Annotated in this window: 22 protein-coding genes, 1 other RNA gene and 1 pseudogene; 8 read left to right on the top strand and 16 right to left on the bottom strand. The window is 39.2% G+C overall.

Annotated features, from left to right (window positions below):
• Positions 1-107: 107 nt before the first annotated feature.
• A complete protein-coding gene (gene speD / locus ACQKFO_RS04100; RefSeq protein ID WP_148993965.1) occupies positions 108-920 on the bottom strand; it encodes an adenosylmethionine decarboxylase in 813 nt (270 codons plus the stop codon).
• A gap of 193 nt (positions 921-1,113) precedes the next feature.
• Here speD and ACQKFO_RS04095 point away from each other — a divergent pair, with 193 nt between their 5' ends.
• Positions 1,114-2,244 (top strand): CAP domain-containing protein, encoded by a 1,131-nt coding sequence (locus tag ACQKFO_RS04095; protein ID WP_427597032.1) that lies wholly within the window; start codon positions 1,114-1,116, stop codon positions 2,242-2,244.
• A gap of 75 nt (positions 2,245-2,319) precedes the next feature.
• Here the strand turns inward: ACQKFO_RS04095 and ACQKFO_RS04090 are convergent, their stop codons facing one another.
• The 4 genes from ACQKFO_RS04090 to ACQKFO_RS04075 all read right to left on the bottom strand — a co-directional run bounded on the left by ACQKFO_RS04090 (position 2,320) and on the right by ACQKFO_RS04075 (position 7,229).
• Positions 2,320-3,039: a DsbA family oxidoreductase gene (locus ACQKFO_RS04090; RefSeq protein ID WP_427597031.1), complete on the bottom strand. Its 720-nt coding sequence runs from the start codon at positions 3,037-3,039 to the stop codon at positions 2,320-2,322.
• Between the two features lie 81 nt (positions 3,040-3,120).
• Positions 3,121-5,703 carry a helicase-related protein gene (locus ACQKFO_RS04085; RefSeq protein ID WP_427597030.1) on the bottom strand — a complete coding sequence of 861 codons (2,583 nt, stop codon included), beginning with the start codon at positions 5,701-5,703 and terminating at the stop codon, positions 3,121-3,123.
• Positions 5,704-5,882: 179 nt separating this feature from the next.
• The gene (locus tag ACQKFO_RS04080; RefSeq protein ID WP_427597029.1) at positions 5,883-6,329 is read right to left on the bottom strand and encodes an SRPBCC domain-containing protein; all 447 of its coding nucleotides are present in this window, start codon (positions 6,327-6,329) and stop codon (positions 5,883-5,885) included.
• A 111-nt stretch (positions 6,330-6,440) separates the two neighbouring features.
• Positions 6,441-7,229, bottom strand: a complete 789-nt coding sequence (locus ACQKFO_RS04075) for an HAD family hydrolase (protein ID WP_427597027.1) — start codon at positions 7,227-7,229, stop codon at positions 6,441-6,443.
• Between the two features lie 156 nt (positions 7,230-7,385).
• Here ACQKFO_RS04075 and ACQKFO_RS04070 point away from each other — a divergent pair, with 156 nt between their 5' ends.
• Entirely contained in the window at positions 7,386-7,682 is a 297-nt protein-coding gene (locus tag ACQKFO_RS04070; protein WP_427597026.1) for a DUF948 domain-containing protein, read from the top strand.
• 148 nt (positions 7,683-7,830) lie between these two features.
• Positions 7,831-8,481, top strand: coding sequence for an MtnX-like HAD-IB family phosphatase (locus ACQKFO_RS04065; protein ID WP_427597024.1), 651 nt, complete (start codon positions 7,831-7,833; stop codon positions 8,479-8,481).
• Positions 8,482-8,710: 229 nt separating this feature from the next.
• On the opposite strand, the gene ssrS is transcribed toward ACQKFO_RS04065, so the two are convergent.
• Together ssrS and ACQKFO_RS04055 are read right to left on the bottom strand one after the other, a co-directional pair.
• A non-coding RNA gene (gene ssrS, locus ACQKFO_RS04060) (6S RNA) lies at positions 8,711-8,899 on the bottom strand.
• Positions 8,900-9,004: 105 nt separating this feature from the next.
• On the bottom strand, positions 9,005-9,442 hold the full coding sequence (locus tag ACQKFO_RS04055; RefSeq protein ID WP_113967927.1) for a peptidylprolyl isomerase: 438 nt from the start codon (positions 9,440-9,442) through the stop codon (positions 9,005-9,007).
• Positions 9,443-9,674: 232 nt separating this feature from the next.
• Here ACQKFO_RS04055 and ACQKFO_RS04050 point away from each other — a divergent pair, with 232 nt between their 5' ends.
• A complete protein-coding gene (locus ACQKFO_RS04050) occupies positions 9,675-9,971 on the top strand; it encodes a phage holin family protein (protein ID WP_148968893.1) in 297 nt (98 codons plus the stop codon).
• 73 nt (positions 9,972-10,044) lie between these two features.
• Here ACQKFO_RS04050 and ACQKFO_RS04045 read toward each other — a convergent pair whose 3' ends face one another.
• Entirely contained in the window at positions 10,045-10,566 is a 522-nt protein-coding gene (locus ACQKFO_RS04045; protein ID WP_427597021.1) for a type 1 glutamine amidotransferase domain-containing protein, read from the bottom strand.
• 69 nt (positions 10,567-10,635) lie between these two features.
• On the bottom strand, positions 10,636-10,776 hold the full coding sequence (locus ACQKFO_RS04040; protein WP_427597019.1) for a hypothetical protein: 141 nt from the start codon (positions 10,774-10,776) through the stop codon (positions 10,636-10,638).
• A 184-nt stretch (positions 10,777-10,960) separates the two neighbouring features.
• Between ACQKFO_RS04040 and ACQKFO_RS04035 the strand changes: the two genes are divergently transcribed.
• Positions 10,961-11,557, top strand: a complete 597-nt coding sequence (locus ACQKFO_RS04035) for a peroxiredoxin (protein ID WP_427597786.1) — start codon at positions 10,961-10,963, stop codon at positions 11,555-11,557.
• Between the two features lie 40 nt (positions 11,558-11,597).
• Here the strand turns inward: ACQKFO_RS04035 and ACQKFO_RS04030 are convergent, their stop codons facing one another.
• Positions 11,598-12,479: an NAD(P)-dependent oxidoreductase gene (locus ACQKFO_RS04030; RefSeq protein ID WP_427597017.1), complete on the bottom strand. Its 882-nt coding sequence runs from the start codon at positions 12,477-12,479 to the stop codon at positions 11,598-11,600.
• Positions 12,480-12,652: 173 nt separating this feature from the next.
• Here ACQKFO_RS04030 and ACQKFO_RS04025 point away from each other — a divergent pair, with 173 nt between their 5' ends.
• Positions 12,653-12,913 carry a hypothetical protein gene (locus ACQKFO_RS04025; RefSeq protein WP_427597015.1) on the top strand — a complete coding sequence of 87 codons (261 nt, stop codon included), beginning with the start codon at positions 12,653-12,655 and terminating at the stop codon, positions 12,911-12,913.
• Positions 12,914-12,953: 40 nt separating this feature from the next.
• On the opposite strand, the gene ACQKFO_RS04020 is transcribed toward ACQKFO_RS04025, so the two are convergent.
• The 5 genes and pseudogenes from ACQKFO_RS04020 to ACQKFO_RS04000 form a co-directional block, all read right to left on the bottom strand.
• Positions 12,954-13,310, bottom strand: a complete 357-nt coding sequence (locus tag ACQKFO_RS04020; RefSeq protein WP_427597013.1) for a YidH family protein — start codon at positions 13,308-13,310, stop codon at positions 12,954-12,956.
• Positions 13,311-13,414: 104 nt separating this feature from the next.
• The gene (locus tag ACQKFO_RS04015; protein WP_427597011.1) at positions 13,415-14,539 is read right to left on the bottom strand and encodes an MBL fold metallo-hydrolase; all 1,125 of its coding nucleotides are present in this window, start codon (positions 14,537-14,539) and stop codon (positions 13,415-13,417) included.
• A 136-nt stretch (positions 14,540-14,675) separates the two neighbouring features.
• Complete coding sequence (locus ACQKFO_RS04010) at positions 14,676-14,972, bottom strand: rhodanese-like domain-containing protein (RefSeq protein WP_427597010.1); 297 nt, start codon at positions 14,970-14,972, stop codon at positions 14,676-14,678.
• A 38-nt stretch (positions 14,973-15,010) separates the two neighbouring features.
• Positions 15,011-15,324 (bottom strand): annotated as a pseudogene (locus ACQKFO_RS04005) (rhodanese-like domain-containing protein).
• A 193-nt stretch (positions 15,325-15,517) separates the two neighbouring features.
• Entirely contained in the window at positions 15,518-15,922 is a 405-nt protein-coding gene (locus tag ACQKFO_RS04000) for a hypothetical protein (RefSeq protein ID WP_427597008.1), read from the bottom strand.
• A 227-nt stretch (positions 15,923-16,149) separates the two neighbouring features.
• Here ACQKFO_RS04000 and ACQKFO_RS03995 point away from each other — a divergent pair, with 227 nt between their 5' ends.
• Positions 16,150-16,836 carry a response regulator transcription factor gene (locus tag ACQKFO_RS03995; RefSeq protein WP_427597007.1) on the top strand — a complete coding sequence of 229 codons (687 nt, stop codon included), beginning with the start codon at positions 16,150-16,152 and terminating at the stop codon, positions 16,834-16,836.
• The gene (locus tag ACQKFO_RS03990) at positions 16,833-18,242 is read left to right on the top strand and encodes a sensor histidine kinase (RefSeq protein ID WP_427597005.1); all 1,410 of its coding nucleotides are present in this window, start codon (positions 16,833-16,835) and stop codon (positions 18,240-18,242) included. Before ACQKFO_RS03995 ends, ACQKFO_RS03990 begins: the two co-directional genes overlap by 4 nt.
• A gap of 48 nt (positions 18,243-18,290) precedes the next feature.
• On the opposite strand, the gene ACQKFO_RS03985 is transcribed toward ACQKFO_RS03990, so the two are convergent.
• Positions 18,291-19,211 (bottom strand): DUF1002 domain-containing protein, encoded by a 921-nt coding sequence (locus ACQKFO_RS03985; protein WP_427597004.1) that lies wholly within the window; start codon positions 19,209-19,211, stop codon positions 18,291-18,293.
• Positions 19,212-19,415: the final 204 nt, after the last annotated feature.

The raw sequence follows: 19,415 nt of genomic DNA, 5'->3' as shown, positions 1-19,415 counted from the left end.
AACACAGGTACATTTCCCTTCTCCCTTTGATTTTTCACAATAATGAGATTTCAAGCAAAAAACACCACGTTACGAATGGATTCGTACGTGGTGTCTTTTTGTTATTTTTACGGCTTAGATATGTTCTTACCGTAGAAGATTTCATCCATTTCCATTTTCACTTTATCTGTAATTTCATCCATTTCACTTTCATCCAGTTTATCTTTTGTATAGCCGAATAAATAATTATTTAAATCAAACTCTTTCAATTTACATTTTGTATGAAATATATTCTGAGGATATACATTTACATCAATCATGTCATACTCATCTTTGATTTCCTCTGGTATGTAATTCTGAATTGAATTAATATCATGATCGATAAATAATTTTCGTCCGTTGATATCACGTGTAAACCCTCTCACCCGATAATCCATCGTCATGATGTCTGTGTCGAAGGAGTGAATAAGATAATTCAACGCCTTAAGTGGAGAAATTTCCCCGCAAGTAGAGACATCGATATCTGCCCGGAAAGTAGAAATCCCTTCGTGAGGATGATACTCAGGATACGTATGAACCGTAATATGGCTCTTATCAAGGTGCATCGTAACTGTAGATGGAAGTGGCCCAGGTGATTCATCAAAATGTTCCGTAGGGACTTCAACTATCGGCCCTTCAGAAACCAGGATGGTCACACTCGCACCCTGCGGGACATAATCCTGCTTGGAAACGTTCAAGACGTGTGCGCCAATAATATCCGATACATGAGTCAGGATCTTCGTTAACCGATCAGCGTTGTATTGTTCATCGATATATTCAATATACGCTTCACGCTCTTCTCTGGTCTTGGTATAGCAAATATCGTACATATTAAAACTTAATGACTTCGTTAAGTTATTAAATTCATGTAGCTGAATTCGTTCTTCATGAGATAATTTCATTGTGAATTTCCCCTTATATGTAAGTTTGTCGTGCCTGCCTATGCTTTTATCTTACCCAGAGCCAACCATACTAAAACAGGTTCTTTTGATTGAAGATGGCTGAGAATGGGTACTGAACATAGTGAATAAGCATTTCCCTTTTTACTTATTTATGAAATTGGATACAATGGAAGATAGAATGGAGTGTTAGCAATTGAGACGATTGTTTTTTCTTATTATGATAGTTGCTTTTGCCTATATATCAAAACCCGCATGGGAAGAAAAAGTCGAAGCAACAGAATTCGATTCTGTGCTCACAAAGATTGAAGAAATAAAGAACAGTCCTAAAGTGAAAGACACTTTCAATCAACTGTACAACGAAGTAAACCTTCTGCTCATTAAATTGGACGAGTCCTTTAGAGATCTCGAAAATCCCTCTGATACAAAGGAAGAGAAATCTGTAGAAAAACCTGCTTTGACAGTACCAAGTGATAAAAGCTACTCTATCTATAATATTGAAATGGGAGAATCAAAAGGAGACCTTGAAAAGGAGTTAGGTGCAGCAAAGAGACAATCCACTAATGAATACGGAGTTTCCTGGTATGCATATCACGAAAACTACCGTAATTTCTTAATGGTTTCTTATGATGAAAATAACCAGGTTAATGGGCTTTATACCAATCAAGACCTCCTTTCCTCCTCATCGGGTATTGAAATGGGGGTACCCAAAGAGGTAGTTCAGAATGAACTCGGTGAGCCACTCTCAAATATCCGAAAAGGATTGACTCTATATCAGCTCCAAAACAATGGAGAACAGGACGTCTATCAAGTGGATGGAAGCTACGTAACTGTGTTTTATGACAAGCATGAAAATGACACCGTCACGGCCATACAAATAATCGCTGAAAGCCTGGAAGCAAATAAGAAGAATTTCTATTCAGAAGCGAGTCCCGAGTTGAAAGAAGGATTTGAATTCCAGCTTTTTGACCTCACAAATGCTACACGTGTAGAAAAAGGGTTAAATGCTCTCTCCTGGGACGATCAAGTCAGGGACACTGCAAGAAAACATAGTCTCGACATGGCGGAACAGAACTATTTCAGTCATACCAATCTAGAAGGCGAATCCCCATTCGACCGCATGGAAGAAGATCAGGTAGCCTTTCGTACAGCAGGAGAAAACTTAGCCTATGGACAATTAAGTTCCATCTTCGCCCATGAGGGATTGATGAACTCAAAAGGGCACAGGGAAAACATCCTTCAATCCCATTATGAACATTTAGGTGTCGGAGTCGCATTCAACGGTAAAGCACAGCCGTATTTCACAGAGAACTTCTTCAGTAATTAACACAAAAAATCATAGCCACTAAAAAAAGCAAGTGAGGATCTCTCACTTGCTTTTTTGCTGAGAATTTTATTGCGGTTATGATTTAGAAGGAGGAACATCGCATCCATTTTCGTCACAAGCCATACCATCGGTTCCCAGTGGCTGAAGGGAAGCCGTTTGATTCTCCTCTTCCCATACTTTCTGGATGGAGCTTAAAACTACGTCGCTTGGCTGTGCACCTGAAATAGCGTATTTACGGTTGATCACAAAGAATGGGACACCCTGTACACCAATTTGTCTTGCTTCTTCTTCATCGGTACGTACATCCCGTGTGAATTCTTGACCTTTCAATACAGCTAATGATTCTTCTGCATCCAATCCCGCTTGTTCCGCTAACCCTACCAGCGTTTCCTTGTCACCGATATGCTTTGAAAGTGTAAAGTGAGCTTGTAACAGTAATTCAGTAAGCTCTGTTTCCTTTCCTTTCGTTTTCGCATATTTTGTCAGGCGGTGTGCATCGAATGTATTCGTCGGAATACTGGTATCGAAGCGGAAGTCCAGACCAACCGTTGCAGCTTGTTTCGTCATGCTGTCTGTCATGTTTTTTGCTTGTTCAAGAGACGTTCCATACTTTTTCGAGAGAATTTCCTGGATACTCATGTCTGTATCCACAGGAGCATCGGAATCTAACTCAAAGCTCTTAAATGCTACCTCAACTTGATCTCTTTCAGGGAATTGTTGGAGTGCTTCCTCTAAATGGCGTTTTCCAATATAACAAAATGGACAAACATAATCTGACCATACTTCAATTTTCATTGTAACACCTCTATTAACAATTTTAATTCGTATCTGATCGTACCATAATTCGCTTGTTTCCACTTGTTATCTGCTCACAGCTTAAGAATATGGAGGCTTTCTTCGCGTTCTTCTTTTCACTCTAGACGCATGACATCTATCACAAATTGGAAACCCGAAATTTGGAGGTAATTTCTTTCCGCATTGTTTACACGTCTGACTTATACTGGTAAGCTCAGTGCGAAGGCTTTCGTGTACTCCATCGGCGATTTCACTTCTAATCCGTTCCCAGTAATAGGCCTCTGTTTGTCTTCCCAAACGATATAGGAATAAGAGATGCAGACCGACAGCCTTGTAGGATACTTCTTTTTGTTCCAGGTTTTTGTTATTTATAGGCGGTTCGGGTAACTCTTCACCGTGTACAATGGCGTACATACACTCTAACCATTGCTCGGTTAATTGAGCCTCCTTTTTCGAAAAAGGAAGATGTAAAAATCCGTATAGGTCATTTAACGTAAGTTTCGCCTCGATATCGGTTCCACGAATTAGTTCATATAGCTCCCTTTCTTCAAACAGGGTGGCTTTTTCCGTGCCATAAGGACTTTTGAATTTCTCCCAAAAATAGAAAAACGTATCAAGGTCGTGGAAATAGCGTTGAAAGCGTTCAAACACACCGCTTGTCGGTGCGATGGCAAATGTTTCGAGCGAGCGATCGGGCTGATCTAATAGAAGTTTCATTACTTTAATATCCTTTGTAAAAGCTACTTTCCCTTCATTGTACAGGCCTTTTCTGCCAGCACGACCGGCAATCTGCTTTACTTCCTGGGATGTCAGCCTTCTCCTTCTCGTTCCGTCAAATTTATCGGTTTCCAGGAATACGATCCTCCGTATAGGTAAATTCAAGCCCATTCCGATTGCATCGGTTGCCACAATCATATTTGTCTTCCCTTTAATAAATTGCATCATTTGTTTCTTTCTTGTTTCGGGTGGCATACTGCCGTAAATCATGCTGACCTTATGCCCATTATTTTGCAACCTTGAAGCTGTATCCAATACTTTTTTTCTGGAAAAACAAACGAGAGCATCTCCTTTTTTGGCATGCCGTAATTGAAATTCCTTCGGTTCGACTTGCAAAGGAATTTCTCTTTTATAATCATGGACTACAATGTTTCCTTCACCTACTAATTCCATTAGCAGGTCCCGAACATTTTCACTTCCGATGATATGTACCTCTTTTGCCCTTGCTTTTGTAATAGCACGGTACCAGGAGAAACCTCTATCTTGATCGGCCAGCATCTGAGCCTCATCGATTACGATCACTTCATATTCGTCCTTTTCACGAAACATCTCTACCGTAGACGACACGTGCTTTGCCAATATAACTTCTTTTTCCTCTTCTCCTGTTTTCAGATTACATGGGACTCCATCTGCGTTCAATGTATCAAATACCTCAAGGGCGAGGAGGCGGAGTGGAGCTAAATACATGCCGCTTTTCGCTTCTTTCATCCGGCTAATGGCATGATGGGTTTTCCCAGTATTCGTTTCACCAATATGGAGTGTATACTTGATATCCCCACGGAATGAAGGGCTATACTCCCTTCCAAAAATATCTTCCATCATTCGCTTTTCTTCTTCCTGCTTCCTTTTCAACTCGGCTAACTCAGCAGCCTTCCTCTTCTCCCTCTTGTGTTTATCTTCTTCATAAATGGAAAGGTGATTAGTCTCATCAAAAGGAACTTCTGCAAGTTGATATAAGTCAACAACATATTCTTCTTGAATCATAGTGAAAAAGGTCGACTTCAACGTAAGGAGAAAATGGTGACTAATCCTGCTTAAACGCTCTTCCGATAAGGCCTGACCGAATACATTTTCGTAATCCGACAATAATTCTTCAGGCATTTTATTGAGTAGTGAACGGTATACAATTTGCTCTGAATAATAAAAGACGAATCGCTCATACGGATAGAAATAGGTTTCATATTCCCATACGTGTCCATCCCAGTTTTCACTTTTCTTGTGAATGGAGCCTGTAAATTCTTTGAGGAAGTCAGCTACCGTTGTAAAAGAATCACTAGTGAAGCTTCCTACCTCTTCCAGTCTCTCCTCCAGCATATATGGTTCAATATGGTGATATTTTGTCTTTGATTCCAAATCTTGTACAAATTTATTAGCAAATAAATAGCGTAACTCCACATACCAATGCAGTTCAAACCCATCCATTTGCTTGTTTATGAAGGAGAGGATCTCTTTTTGAATATCTTTTTGGATGGCTGCTTGTTTTTTTTCTTCGTGTTTTTTTATATAATTTCCCCTTACATTTTGATGGCGCTCCTTCCAATCGTTTGTTGAAGGTGGATATTCCATTAACCATTCTAGAATATGAAATGGCTGAAAATCTCTTATTTCATTGCGAAATAACTTGTTAATCAATTTTTTATCTGTCCCTTCGATGTCATAACCTACCTTTCTCAAGAAGGCTTTTTTATGGCTTCGAAGAACATCATTGGTTACTTTATTAAGCCAGATATTCGTCCAGATATTGTGAAAGAAAGCACTCCTTTCCGCAACATAATCCTGGAAAGAAGGACAATTCTCATGTTTCTCTAAGTAAAGTGTGATATCATCCTCTATTTTTCGTTTTGTTTCCTCTATGGCTTCTTCACGAAGTGTTTGAAGGTTGTGCATGATTTGACCCCTTTATATGTTTTACGAGTTATCCCTATATGTACTTTATAGTGTATGTATTTCTTCTTTATCTAACAAATCTCTTGCTTACAAATAGTTCATTATAGCATACAAGCTGCACCTAAATGATGATAAATTCACACAGAACCACACAAGCCCCATCGATCAGGGCATGCATGTCATTGTTTGCCTCGCTCAATCGCTTGCCCAACCGCTTCAGTTAGTTCCTTAGTGAGCTCGTGCACCATTTTATCAAATGCAGATTCAAGGATTTTAGCCAGTGAACTTGTGGATTCAACCGTTAGACACCCCGTCATAGCCGTGATGGAAGAGTTTACTTTATCAGCCCTAAAAAAACCCTCACCTGTAAACTTTTGATTGACCCCCCTTAAATTGAACTTAACTTCTGATGGTACCTTCCATTCTGTAACCAATACCTTCACATGAACCTTTTTTCTCACCACTCCAACCTGCAGGATGAATTTCCAAGTCGATTGAACGTCAGAGACAATGGTGTGTTCTTTGTATCCGGGGACGAGAGGAGCCCAGGCATTCATATCTCGGATGAATTCCCATACATGTGAGCGTGATGCAAGAACGTTAACATGATGAATCCCTATTCCCATAAAAATCCCCCTTCCCTTATAAAATGAGATATCCGTGAATAGTATGTAGTGTAAGAGGCTATTATGTCTGGTCGGAGTGATCAAAAAAAAGAAGCTTCATAAGGAAGCCCCCTATTTCAAGTTATTTACGATCTCTAGAACCTCATGGAGCTCATTGATTTCATAATCAGGGATAATATCTTGAAGCTTTTGCTGACGGCGATTAATCCAAACCGTTGTGATACCGAGGTTTGAAGCCCCGAGAATGTCTGTATTTAAATTATCTCCCACCATGATCACTTCGTCCTTTTGAAGCTTAAGCCTCTCCAATGCATGAAGGAACATCGCTGAATCCGGCTTCCCTTTCCCGATATCTCCAGAGATGATAATTTCTTCAAAATAAGGTACGAGTTCAGGGGTCTTATCAAGTTTTGTATTCTGTAAATTGGGAGAACCATTCGTTAATAACAACAGTTGAAATTTCTCTTTCACTTCATTTAGTACACGGAAAGTATCTTCATACACAAACGGCCTCTCTTTTCTCTCTATGCGAAACCTTTCTGATAATTCCTCCCCAAGGTTTTCGTCCTTGATGCCTAAAGAATGTAATCCTGACGTCCAGGCCATTTTCCGGTAAGTTGGGACGATTTCTTTCATCTTATGGAAGCCTTCATCATGTTCATCAAGGAAATCTCCCCAAAGTCCTTCAAAGGGATTAATACCAATATTTTGTGTGAATTCATATGTATCATAGGTTGAATACAATTTTGTCGCAGCTTCTCTGACACGAAGCTCTAAATCTTGGGGATCAACCCCCACCCTCGTCTGTGCATAACGGCAAGTTGCTATAAACGCTTCTTCAATACTTTTGGAGTCCCATAATAATGTGTCATCCAAATCAAACATGATGGCTTTGATCATCTTCTTCTCTCCCTTTTCGTTTACGTAACCTTATAATTTAGATTACTAGCTATACGGGAATTAGTAAACCAGGAAGAGAAATAAATTATCTTTACGTTATTTTCAACGTTTTTAGGGAATACAACTAAAAACAACGTTTATTGAGGTGAACTTTACATGTGGATTGTATATGCAAGTATTGCGTTAATTGTAGTTGCTATAGTCATGCTGGGAGTCGCGCTAATGAAAACAGTGAAGTCGACCCGACCCGTTATTAACGAAATGAATCAAACTATGGCAAACATTCAAACCAGGGTAGACAAAATTACTTCTGAAACGAACCAGCTACAAGAAACACAAGGAGAGATTCAGGGAGATATCGAATACAAAAAGACGACCATTACCAACACCGTTCAAGAAATCAAACGCACACCAGAAGTATTGAAAGGATTCTTAACCAGCTTGAAGAAATAAAAAAAACTCCTTACTCTTTAGTGAGGTGATTTTTTTATTACGTTAGATCAGTTTACATAATATTATTAAAGTTCACCTCACCTTGCATTTCCATCCCCTCCTTTAAACATGGTACAATCGACTGGAGTAGTAATGAGGAGGAGATGGTATGAAAAAATGGGCATTTGTTTCTGACTTTGATGGTACGATCTCTAAAAAGGATTTTTATCATCTTGTACTGGAGAAGTACTTTGCAGAGGGACAAGTTTTATATAAACAATGGAAGTCCCGGGAAATAAAGGACATCGAATTTTTGAGTCAGGTTTTTTCGTCCATTCATCAAGAAGAAAGTCAGATCATTGAAGATATACATTCCCTTGAGATTGATGAACACGTCCCTTCCTTCATCCGTAAAGTCCAGGCCCAAGGAGGCGACTTCTACATATTAAGTGCAGGTACGGATTACTATATTCATCATATTCTTGCGAAGTACGGCATTACAGGCGTTGAGGTATACTCAAATGAAGGATACTATAAAGAGAAAAATGTACATATGAATATCGATCCCGAACATCCACATCACTCCGAAAGATATGGAATCGACAAATCAAAAGTACTTACTGATCTCAAAAAAGAGTACGGAACCATATATTTTGCAGGTGATAGTGAACCAGATAGTCATCCTGCCAAAGTGGCAAGCGTTACTTTTGCCTTGAAAGCATTACAGGATATCCTGAAAGAAAACAATACCCCTCATATTGAAGTGAATGATTTCATTGACATTGAGCAACATCTCATACGTATTGGTGTGCTGCACTAAATCTTTTGCTTATCTTGCCCTTGCGTGATACAATGATCTTGCCTCTCCCGAACATTCGCTTGTTGCGGGACACTTAACCATGTACGGACGGGAGGGGCCTCGATACAGAAACCTTCAGACCGGATTCCATTTAGGAATTCGGTCTTTTTGTTTGCTGTTCATTTATTTAGAATTATTTAGAAATGAAAAAAGCCAGCCCCCGATTGGGAACTGGCTTGAGATACTAATGTAAGGAGCCACATTTGCCGTAATTTGATATAAGAAAGTTTTAAACCACCACTCCTCAAAGTGGGTGTTTGCAGAAGGTTTCCTGTCGTCCTCAGATCGTGGAGGCTTGACATTCCAACTTCGATGTAAAACTCCCTATTACAGTTTAAAGGTTAAAACTTCGTTATGATTACGTACAACGCAGCCTATATTAGTATAATACATCATCATGAATAGCATTTCAACTATTGTTTTTCTTTACCATCAATAGATATTAGCTAACAAAAGAATCGGAGCAAGGTCCGTCCCTCTTTCTTTACGCGTCGTATACTTCCATTTTCTCCATAACGTCGCCGTTTTTCATTGATTTAGCGATATCGATTCCTGAAGTCACTTTTCCGAAGACGGTATGAACGCCATTTAGGTGAGGCTGTGGCTCATGAACGATGAAGAACTGACTTCCTCCAGTATCTTTCCCCGCATGGGCCATGGATAACGACCCTTCTTCATGCTTATGTGGATTTCCTTCTGTTTCACACTTGATTGTGTAACCAGGGCCACCCATCCCATTACCATTAGGGCATCCGCCTTGGCTTACGAAACCAGGGATGACACGGTGGAAGCTTAAACCGTTGTAGAAACCTTCGTTTGCTAATTTTTCGAAATTTGCCACTGTTCCAGGTGCTTCATTTGGAAATAGATCAAATTCGATTTTTTCACCTGTCTGAAATTGTATGTATCCTTTTTTCGCCATTATTAACAGCTCCTTTTTTATAATAGGTCAATCAATATAATATCATTGAACAATTCTAATGTCACTTTAAAGGTCCGTTTTCATTGGGAAACATTTAATTGAACATATCAACCAATTATTTTTACCGTTTATGCAAATTCCCCTAAAAACTTCGGGTACAGGTTGTCATGAAACAATAGCATGTTCGAATAAGCTTTAAAAGAAGTTATTTTTCTTTTAGGGAGTGAAACATGTGATCGAAAATTTATTGAGTGGTATATCAATCGATCCACAAGTCACTGTACTCGTTCCAGTTCTATGGGTTTTAGGGTATGCATTGAAGCGGACTCCTCACATTCCGGACTGGTTGATTATCTGGATCTTATTACTGGCAGGGGTTGCTGCCAGCGGCTGGACTTTGGGGTTTGATTTCAATGGTATTGCCAACGGATTCATCGCAACGGGTGCAGCCATTACCACCCATCAATCTGTTAAACAGACGTTTTTCGCACGGGTGAATGATCGAAATAAAAGAGAAAAAAAGAAATAGGACAACAAAGGACTGGTTCACGAGAAACTAAAAATTAAAGTTTTTCGAGGCGCCAGTCCTTTTAATTGTGCATTTATTTTGCTAACACTTCAATGAATTCTTTCATATAGTCTGGTAAATCAGGAGGTCTGCGGCTTGAAACAATATGACCATCTGTGACGACGGATTCATTTACCCAGGTTGCCCCTGCATTTTCCATGTCATCTTTTATTCCTGGTGTGCTGGTGACTTTTACACCTTGAAGAATTTTGGCTGAAATCAAGACCCAACCTGCATGACAAATTTGACCGATCGGCTTCTTACTCTTATCCATGGTTTGAACCATGGAAATCACATCTTCATAGCGACGCAACTTATCAGGGGACCATCCACCCGGTACGAGGATTGCATCATAGTCTTTCGGATTGATATCTTTAAACGCGTATTCTGACACAATCGGAACCCCGTATTTTCCGATGTATTCTTGATTTGCATTTTCACCGACAATATGTACAACTGCTCCTTCTTCACGCAATCGTAATACAGGATACCATAGTTCAAGATCTTCAAAATCTGCACTTACTAATTGAATGACTTTTTTACCCGTTAGCTTCAACAGGATCCCTCCTCACTTATCTTCACTATCATTGTCTAAGTTATGTATAGATATTGCAAACAATAAATCTTAGTTATACGGACTATACTTCTTAATTGCTTGAATGATTGTTTTCGTTTGCAAATAGGATACAAGGAAGGCAACTACGGTCATGATAGAACCAAACGTGTATATAAGGGTCGATAATTGCTTAAACGATTTTCTTTTCAAAAGAATCACCTTACCTTCAAATTTGTAACAACACTCTCCTATTATTCCCTAATATAAAAGAAGTATGATATAGAAAAGAACCTTCTACCCAATCATATAAAGTCATGATCAGGCATATGTTGATAGTACTTTTTATGAAAGGGGTGATTCGATGTATGAACCCCACTACTCATTTAATCGTGCAATGAGAAGTGAAGATTGTTCCTTACCCTTTTGTGCCCAAACCAATGATCGAGCCCCTCTCTTTGTAGCTGAGGCATATGATAACGCGCAAAAGAAAATAAACACCGTCAACTTAGAATCCTACAGGGGTAAATGGGTTATTTTGTTTTTTTATTCCAGTGATTTCACCTTTGTTTGACCAACCGAACTGGCAGCGGTCGCTGCTATTTATCCTAAATTTCAAGCATTACAGACTGAAGTATTTGGAATAAGTACTGACAGTGTGTACTCTCACAAAGTGTTCACTGAAGTATCCCCATCTGCTTCTAAAGTGCAATTTCCGTTAGTGAGTGATCGAAACCATCAAATAAGCAGATCTTATCGGGTGTTAAATGAGCGTGCAGGAGCTACGTTCAGAGCTACAATTATCATCGACCCTGAAGGAATGATAACGTCAAAAATGATTTACCCGCCTGAAGTTGGTCGGAATACCTATGAGATATTGAGAATGCTGGAAGGTATTCAATATGGAAGAAAAACGGGAGCAGGCGTTCCAGCAAATTGGCTGCCGAACCAATCGGGAATTCAGAAAGATCCTGACTTCATTGGAAAAATATAAAGAACGGCTCCATTGATTCTTCGATGGGGCGTTTTATATTTTAATTCTCCAACAGTTTGATAAGGGCTTGAGTGCCACTGTTTTCTTCACCATTATGAGCCAATTCTTCATATAATGAGAGGGCCAGCTCTAACCCCGGTGTTTTGATTTCCATCTCCCTGGATGATTCCATGGCTATCTTAAGATCTTTGATAAAGTGCTTTATATAAAAGCCTGGAGCATAGTCCTCATCAATCATTCGTGGAACCAGATTACTAAGGGACCAGCTGCCTGCCGCTCCAGAGGTGATACTCTTTAGCACATTATCTGGATTCAAGCCTGATTTCTTGGCATAAAGAAGGGCTTCACTTACTCCCATCATGTTAGAAGCAATCGTGATTTGGTTACACATCTTCGTGTGCTGTCCCGCTCCTGCCTTCCCTTGATACACAACATTGGAACCCAGAAGGTCTAAAAGGGGCTTTGCCGTTTCGAATGATTCCTCTTCTCCTCCTACCATGATAGAAAGTCTTGCTTCTTTGGCTCCGATATCTCCACCTGAAACGGGGGCATCCAATGTGGCTACACCTTTATCCATGCCTACTTTAAAAATTCTCTCTGCTAGTTTTGGAGATGAAGTAGTCATATCAATGGCAAGGGAATCACGTTTTAAGTGATTAAGAATTCCATTTTCACCGAGGTAAATTTCCTCTACGTCTGTAGGATATCCTACGATCGTAATGACTGCATCCGAAATTTCAGCCACTTTCTTTGGTGTATCTGCCCATTTTGCACCTCTATGTATAAGCTTCGATGCTTTCTCTTTCGTACGATTGTATACGACCACCTGATAACCGGCCACGAGCAGATGACCAGCCATGCTTTGTCCCATTACGCCTGTCCCAATGAATCCAATGACACTTTGTTTGGTAATATTCTTCAATGATTTCTTCCTCCCTTTGCTTTCCATCTATTATGTATATTTTTAACCAGAACTCTATAATTGTCCACTCCTGTAATTATTTGAATCAATCCCTAATGTTTAAATTCATGTATACCGGGAAAATAAAGAACATACTATACAAACTATTTATTTTTTGAAGGAGGAAGAATAAAATGAGAGTAAATAAAACCTTACTTGTTGGTGCGACGGTTACGGCCGGTTCATTAGGATGGATATTATCATCGAAGGAGAAGCGTAATCAGTTGCACAATATTAAAGAAGGATTGGTAACGAAATTCAAAAAGAGAAGAAAAGAAGATCTGCCTGTTGAAAAAGGCGGAAATCCAGACCCTGCAAATATTGAAGACAATTCCATGGTGAGTGAAGGAGCCATGACTTCTGTTCAATATTATAATGAAAAAAAACAAGATTAATAAAGCTGAACGAGGGGGTTAACCCACTCGTTCAGCTTTTTCAATTCAGTATGAAAAAATATACGGTTACAAATAAAAGGACAACAGTTGCTACAATCGCCATCATCTTGATGAAGGCATCTGCAGATACAAATGTTTGTGTGTTTATATGTCTCCTCGTCCGGTAGTAGTTAACGGTCGATCCAATAATGATCACTAACCCGATAATGATCGATACAGCACTGATGGAGACGGCGATTCGATCTTGGACGGCATCTCCTTGAAGCGAGTTATAATGCAAGCTTGTGGTGAGAAAACCAATTCCGATAATAGCGATCGCTGTACGGATCCAAGCCAGGAATGTTCGTTCGTTCGCTAGGTGCTGCTGAATATATTTTGATTCATTTGTTCCGTTCATGAATGTCCACTTCCCTGGTTCTTCCTTATACAAGCAATCATCCTCAATGAGGATGATTGCATTATTTAACTATGCTTTAAGAGAAACCTCATTAGCTTTCTTTTTTACCGCACTGCACATCGGTTTGGACCTGTTTCCATTTCCCGTTGTTCCTCTTCTTCCGGATGCATTTTACCCATGTTGGTTTCACGTATTTTTTCATAGCTATTTGGTTGAGGAGGAAGATTTTCCGTAACTGTTTTTCGGAATTCCTGCTCATCTTGTATATTTAATCCATGATTCTCTCTATATAGAGCCTTTAAAGGATGAGAAACCGATCCATCTTCATTCATCTCATCGATGGTCATAAAGTGGGCTGGTAAGACAATCAACTCATCCGCAAGATCTTTATATCTCGTATACAAAGTTTTCCTCAAGTCCCCTACCCAGTCTTCTGCTTTACCAGCTAAATCAGGTCTGCCGATCGAATCAATAAACAGAATGTCACCTGTTAACAAGTAGTGATCGTCCACAATAAAAGAAGTGCTACCAATCGTATGCCCAGGAGAGTATACAGCTTTTATGGTCGTATCACCTACATTAATGACCGTGTCATCATTTAATTCTTTATATTCGTATTGAACGTCCTCTGCATCTTTTGGAGGCAAATAATAAGGAGAATTGTATTCACTACTTAAAGACCGCCCGCCTGAGATATGATCTGCATGGAGATGCGAATCAAGTACTGCTTTCACCGATACTTTATGCTCTTGAATAAATTTCTTATAAGACCCCAAAATTCGGCTGGAGTCAACGAAAGCTACTTCTCTATTTGAAACGATAGCATAAGATAAACAACCTTTCCCTATGCGAACAAATTGATAGAGTGAACCACCTGAAACATCACCAATTTTAACAGGCTCTAAATATTCACTCCAAGCCTGCATGCCCCCATTTACGGAATAAATGTTGTCCATACCTGCATCTACCAGCATTTCTGCCGTTTTCGTTGAAGAATTTCCTTTTGCACATATTACGTAAATGGCTTCATCAGGTGGTAAAATTGATTGAACTGATCCGAGATTGTCCTTCAGTTCGGAAAAAGGCTTGTTTATTATTTTTACGTTCTTCCCCTCTACCTTCCAATCATCGAAAGCATCCTTTGGACGAACGTCCAGAATAAACATGCTGTCTCCATTGAGTATCTTTTTCGTTAATTCCTTTGACGTCAATTCATTTACTTTTGTCATATGATGAATTCCTCCCTCTTTCTATTTTCATCTCATCGTATATAAATTATCCTATATTTCACCTTTTAAACCTACAGGGGTATTCAAAATGATTATTTTTCCCATACAATAAATGAAAATCGAAGAAAGAATGAATTTAATCTACTTTACCTTTCCATGAGAGCATTCCGCCGTTCATGTTTGTTACATTGAATCCATGATAGTCGAGAAACTTTACCGCTTGACTGCTTCTCCCGCCGGATTGACAGACCACGATGTATTCTTTCTTCTTGTCTAATTCATTCATTCTAAATTCGATAAGCCCCAATGGAAGGTGGATACTTGTTGGAATTCTCCCACTTCTCACCTCAGCTACTTCGCGAACATCAATAATATTTAATGTTTCTCCAGCTGTTAATCGATCATTTACCGCACTTGCTGAAATTGTTTTCATTACGATTACCTCTCTTTCAAATGTTATAGCCCGCTCTATTAATTGGACCATGAATTCATTCCACCCTTAACATTAGTAACTGTTGTGAATCCTTTCTTTTTAAGCACTTTACAGGGGCACTGGCACTTCTCATTCCACTTTGACAAATCACTATGATTTCTTTATCCTTACATAATTTGTGAGCGTTTTGTTGTAAAGACTGTAATGGCAAATTCTTAAATTGTCTGATGTGATTTTGTTTGAATTCTCCCCGCGTACGGACATCAATGAATTGCTTGTCATTGTTACCTAACAATGATTTTAATTCATTCGATGAAATTTGCTTGATATTTTTTCCTGATTTCTTCATCATCACATAAATATAGATTAGTATAGCTAGAACAATCACACCAATAAATTCCAAAAAATCACCTCAACTGTTTGAATTAATCTGATTTCTAAAGCATTTACTTTATATTTTTATAATATACCCTACGCGGTATATAGTCAAGCACTGTTCATCAACATAGAAAAACCGACTCTGCCTTTAGAGTCGGTTTGATATATTAAAGATAATAATAGTAGCGTTTATGTGGACCCTTAAATGGGCTATTTACAATCTGTCCTCCAAGGAATCCCAATCCCAGACCAATTAAACCTGCACCGATTGGATTAATACCATACCCGTAGCCCCCTGCTGGCCCAAATGGTGGTGGACCGTAACCGGGCTGTGGAAATCCTTGTGGCGGAAAACCTTGTGGTCCCGCTGTACTAACATAAGGTCCTTGATTATAATAACCTGGTCCTCCACCGAATCCCCCTCCTTGCAACTGGTTACCTTCCCATGGTACATAGCCTTGAAACCCTCCTGGAGGATTGCCGTCATATCCAGTCCCAAGGTTTGGAAATCCGGATCCGGAATTAAATAGGTTCATCAAATTCTTTCTGTATATGGTTCTCCTCTCATACATCTTCGTCACTCCTCTTTATTAGCCTATTAAAAAATGGGAAAAAGGGAAGGGCAAATGTCCCTGTTTAGGAAAAGTAGTGAGCCATGAGCGGATAATACTGCTGTAATTCATGCTAATATGGAGAAAGCTACTACGATAAATGTATCCTATATCATAAAAAATTCACTAATTTCGTCTATAATAAAACTTATGCTTTGCATGTGTAGTATGGATAGGAGTGGTTTACGTTGAAAAAATGGAATGTCCTGATCGTGGATGATGAGACGGAAATGAGGCAGCTGATCAAACTGTATTTAAACAGGGAGCAGTATTTCTGCTTAGATGCAGAGAATGGACTCGCTGCCCTTGATCAACTGAAGAAAACACATGTGGATATCATGGTTGTGGATATCATGATGCCATTCATGGATGGTTATCAATTATTAAAAGAGGTCCGGGAAACAAGCCAGGTACCCTTTATCTTCCTTTCGGCAAAGGGCGATGATTTAGATAAGGTGAAAGGACTTAGGCTTGGAAGTGACGACTATATGGTTAAACCATTTAATGCTGAGGAACTTGTTGCACGAATCGAAACGATCCTGAGAAGATCCTACGGTACTCAATCATCCCAACATTCAATGATTGAACGTTATGGACCGGTGTCATTTAATTTGGCATCAAGGACGATTTCAGTTGGTGAACTTACACCCCGATTAACCTTAAAAGAATATGAACTATTCTTGTTCCTGGTCCGTAATCAAGGAAGAGTGTATAAGCGAGATCAGCTTCTCGATCAAGTATGGGGAAGTGATTATGAAGGAAGCGATCGTACAGTGGACACCCATATTAAAACATTACGGCTGAAATTGAAGAACCATGGACATTTGATCGAAACCGTGTGGGGCCTTGGCTATAAGTTCGAGGGATCCGTTTGAAAAATTCCAATCTGACTCTCAATAAAAAAGTCTCTCTTCTATTATTAAGCAGCTTATTTTTAACCATTGTATTTTCATTTCTATTTATTCATTTTCTCTATAAGGATCTATATATCGGGACCGTTAAGGAGTCACTGCTTTATCAAGGACAGAGAACAGCTGATCACTATCACTATGGTGACGTAAGCGGAAGTGTAAGGGATAAAATCCTTTGGTATAATGTGATCTCCCCTTACGAAGTGTCTGTTGTGGAGGAACTTGAAGACTTAACCAAAAGCTTCCCATATCGCATTGACCAAAACCCTCTCATCAATAACGATGACAAAAGAGAATTGGCTAAAGGTAATCCGGTAATGAAAGAAGGATATGTAGCAGAATTTAATCGGAATGTGATTGGAGCTATTTTTCCTCTTATGAACGAAGATAGATTAATGGGTTATTTACTCATTTATATCCCCTTGGCTGAAATGACGGAAGTGTTTAGTAAAGGGATCCCTATATTGGTACTCACAGGTGTCATGTTTTATTTTGTATTGTTCTTGATCATTCAATCTTCTTTAGGTTCATTATTTAAACCTGTCAGGGAAATGCAACAATTTTCAAATAAAGTGGCTAAAGGTGATTTTTCAGACAGGCTCAATGTCAACTCGAGAGATGAAATGGCAGAACTTGCCCTGACATTTAATAGTATGGTCGATTCTCTTCAACATCAAGAAGAAAGGAAGCGTCAGTTTCTTTCAAATGTTGCCCATGAATTAAGGACTCCCCTTACCTATATTGGTGGATATGCAAAGGCACTGACTGACAAGGTTCAAACGAATCCTGAAGAAATGGAAGAAAGCCTGCACCTTATTCAAAAAGAATCGATACGGATGCAGAAATTAATTACTGAGCTACTTGAATTGAATAAATTGGAGGATAGCTCTTTTTCTTTAGATATTGAACCGATTGTACTCTCTCAGTTAATAATGGATTCTTTAACACTTATCCAGCCTCATGCAAAAAACAAAAAATTGGATGTCCAGCATGATTTAAATGAAGAATCCATTATTAATGGGGATCCCAACCGGGTCATGCAGGTATTTTATAATATTTTGGATAATGCCTTGAAATATTCTCCTGAAGAGAGTCGCGTTCTCATTCAATCGTACGAAGAAGGTGGAATGGCTGTTGTAAAAATCAGGGATACCGGTATTGGCATTCCTGCTGATTCCTTATCCCGTATCGGAGAGAGATTTTACCGCTCAGATTTGTCGAGAACAAGAAATACAGGAGGATACGGCCTCGGTTTATCCATCGCGAAAGAAATCATGTATAAACACGATGGTACTTTGTCTGTAGATAGTGAAGAAGGCAAGGGAACAACGATCTATCTAAGATTTCCTTTACTTGAAATAAAAGACTGAGTCAATGCAGACTCAGTCTTTTTGCTATTTTAAAAACAAAATAGTCCATTACCCAAATAGATTTTTAATGGATTTAAAGAAATCAGCGATGGCATTTAACAAGCCCGTAAAGAAGTCAGACACTTTTTGCCCGAACCCTTCATCTTTGACAATTTCCTTAATCGTGGTTTGGATGTCATTCGTCAAGTCATCTAATTGTTGTTGAACATTATCAAAGTTAATATCCAGTGACCTCATTTTTTCAAACAAATCGATTAATAACTGGCGGTCCTCCGGGCTTAGCTCGATGTTCAGAGTTTGGAGCTTCTCTTCAACGATTTGTTCCACTTCTTCTTTCGTAGCCGGATCTTGTTCGGCTATTTCCTTCTTTATTTCGGTTAACAGGTTGCTGACCTCTTCCTTATCAATCCCGGATTCTTTGGCAAGTTCTGTTGCCACGGTCAATTCCTCGTTGGCAACCTCCATGCGAACCGTATCAAGCTTCTCTCCACTAACATCATACGCTTTATAAATGCCGACTAATGCAGAATGACCACTTACCTTTACAGGTGAGGCCACATCCACTACTGCGTTCTCGACGCCTGCAGTTAATAAAGCGTTTGAATACATAGAATTCGTCACTTCCGTAATATTTTCCGGAGTCACAATATTAACCTTCAGACCCTCGCCTTTTTCTTTGCGAGTAATCATGGCAGAGGAAAACATACGGGCATTACGGTTTTCACCTTCAATATACTTCACAAGGTCTTCACCTGTTGCCGTAAACTCTTCCACTTCTGTTCCGTCTTCCATTCCTAATTGATCTTGTACCTTTTTCTTTTGTTCTCCGGTAAGGGTTTCTCCATATACAACGATAGGCAGACCGAATTTCTCATTGATGCTTTCTTTATCATTATCTGCAGCAGATGCTGGCTGAATGAGGCCCACTATTAGTGTTAATAATAAGGCAATACTAATTAATTTCTTCATTAATCATTCTCCCTTTTCATGATGGATAGGTAATAGAGCTATTCCACTCTTCCATTGTACTAGTCTCATTAAGTATGTTCATCCATCTAGAGTCTTATTTCTTTCTGTTGATTAGACGAACAATGCCAGAGGAAAGTTACAATGACTTTTTTGTGCATTTCTATAACAGACACGAAGCTACAACACAAAAAAGCATAGTTCTGT

The organism is Rossellomorea sp. NPDC071047 (genome assembly GCF_050270195.1).
GTDB lineage: Bacteria > Bacillota > Bacilli > Bacillales > Bacillaceae_B > Rossellomorea.
Note: the sequence above shows the minus strand (reverse complement) of the source record. Positions and strands in the feature narration are given on the sequence as shown.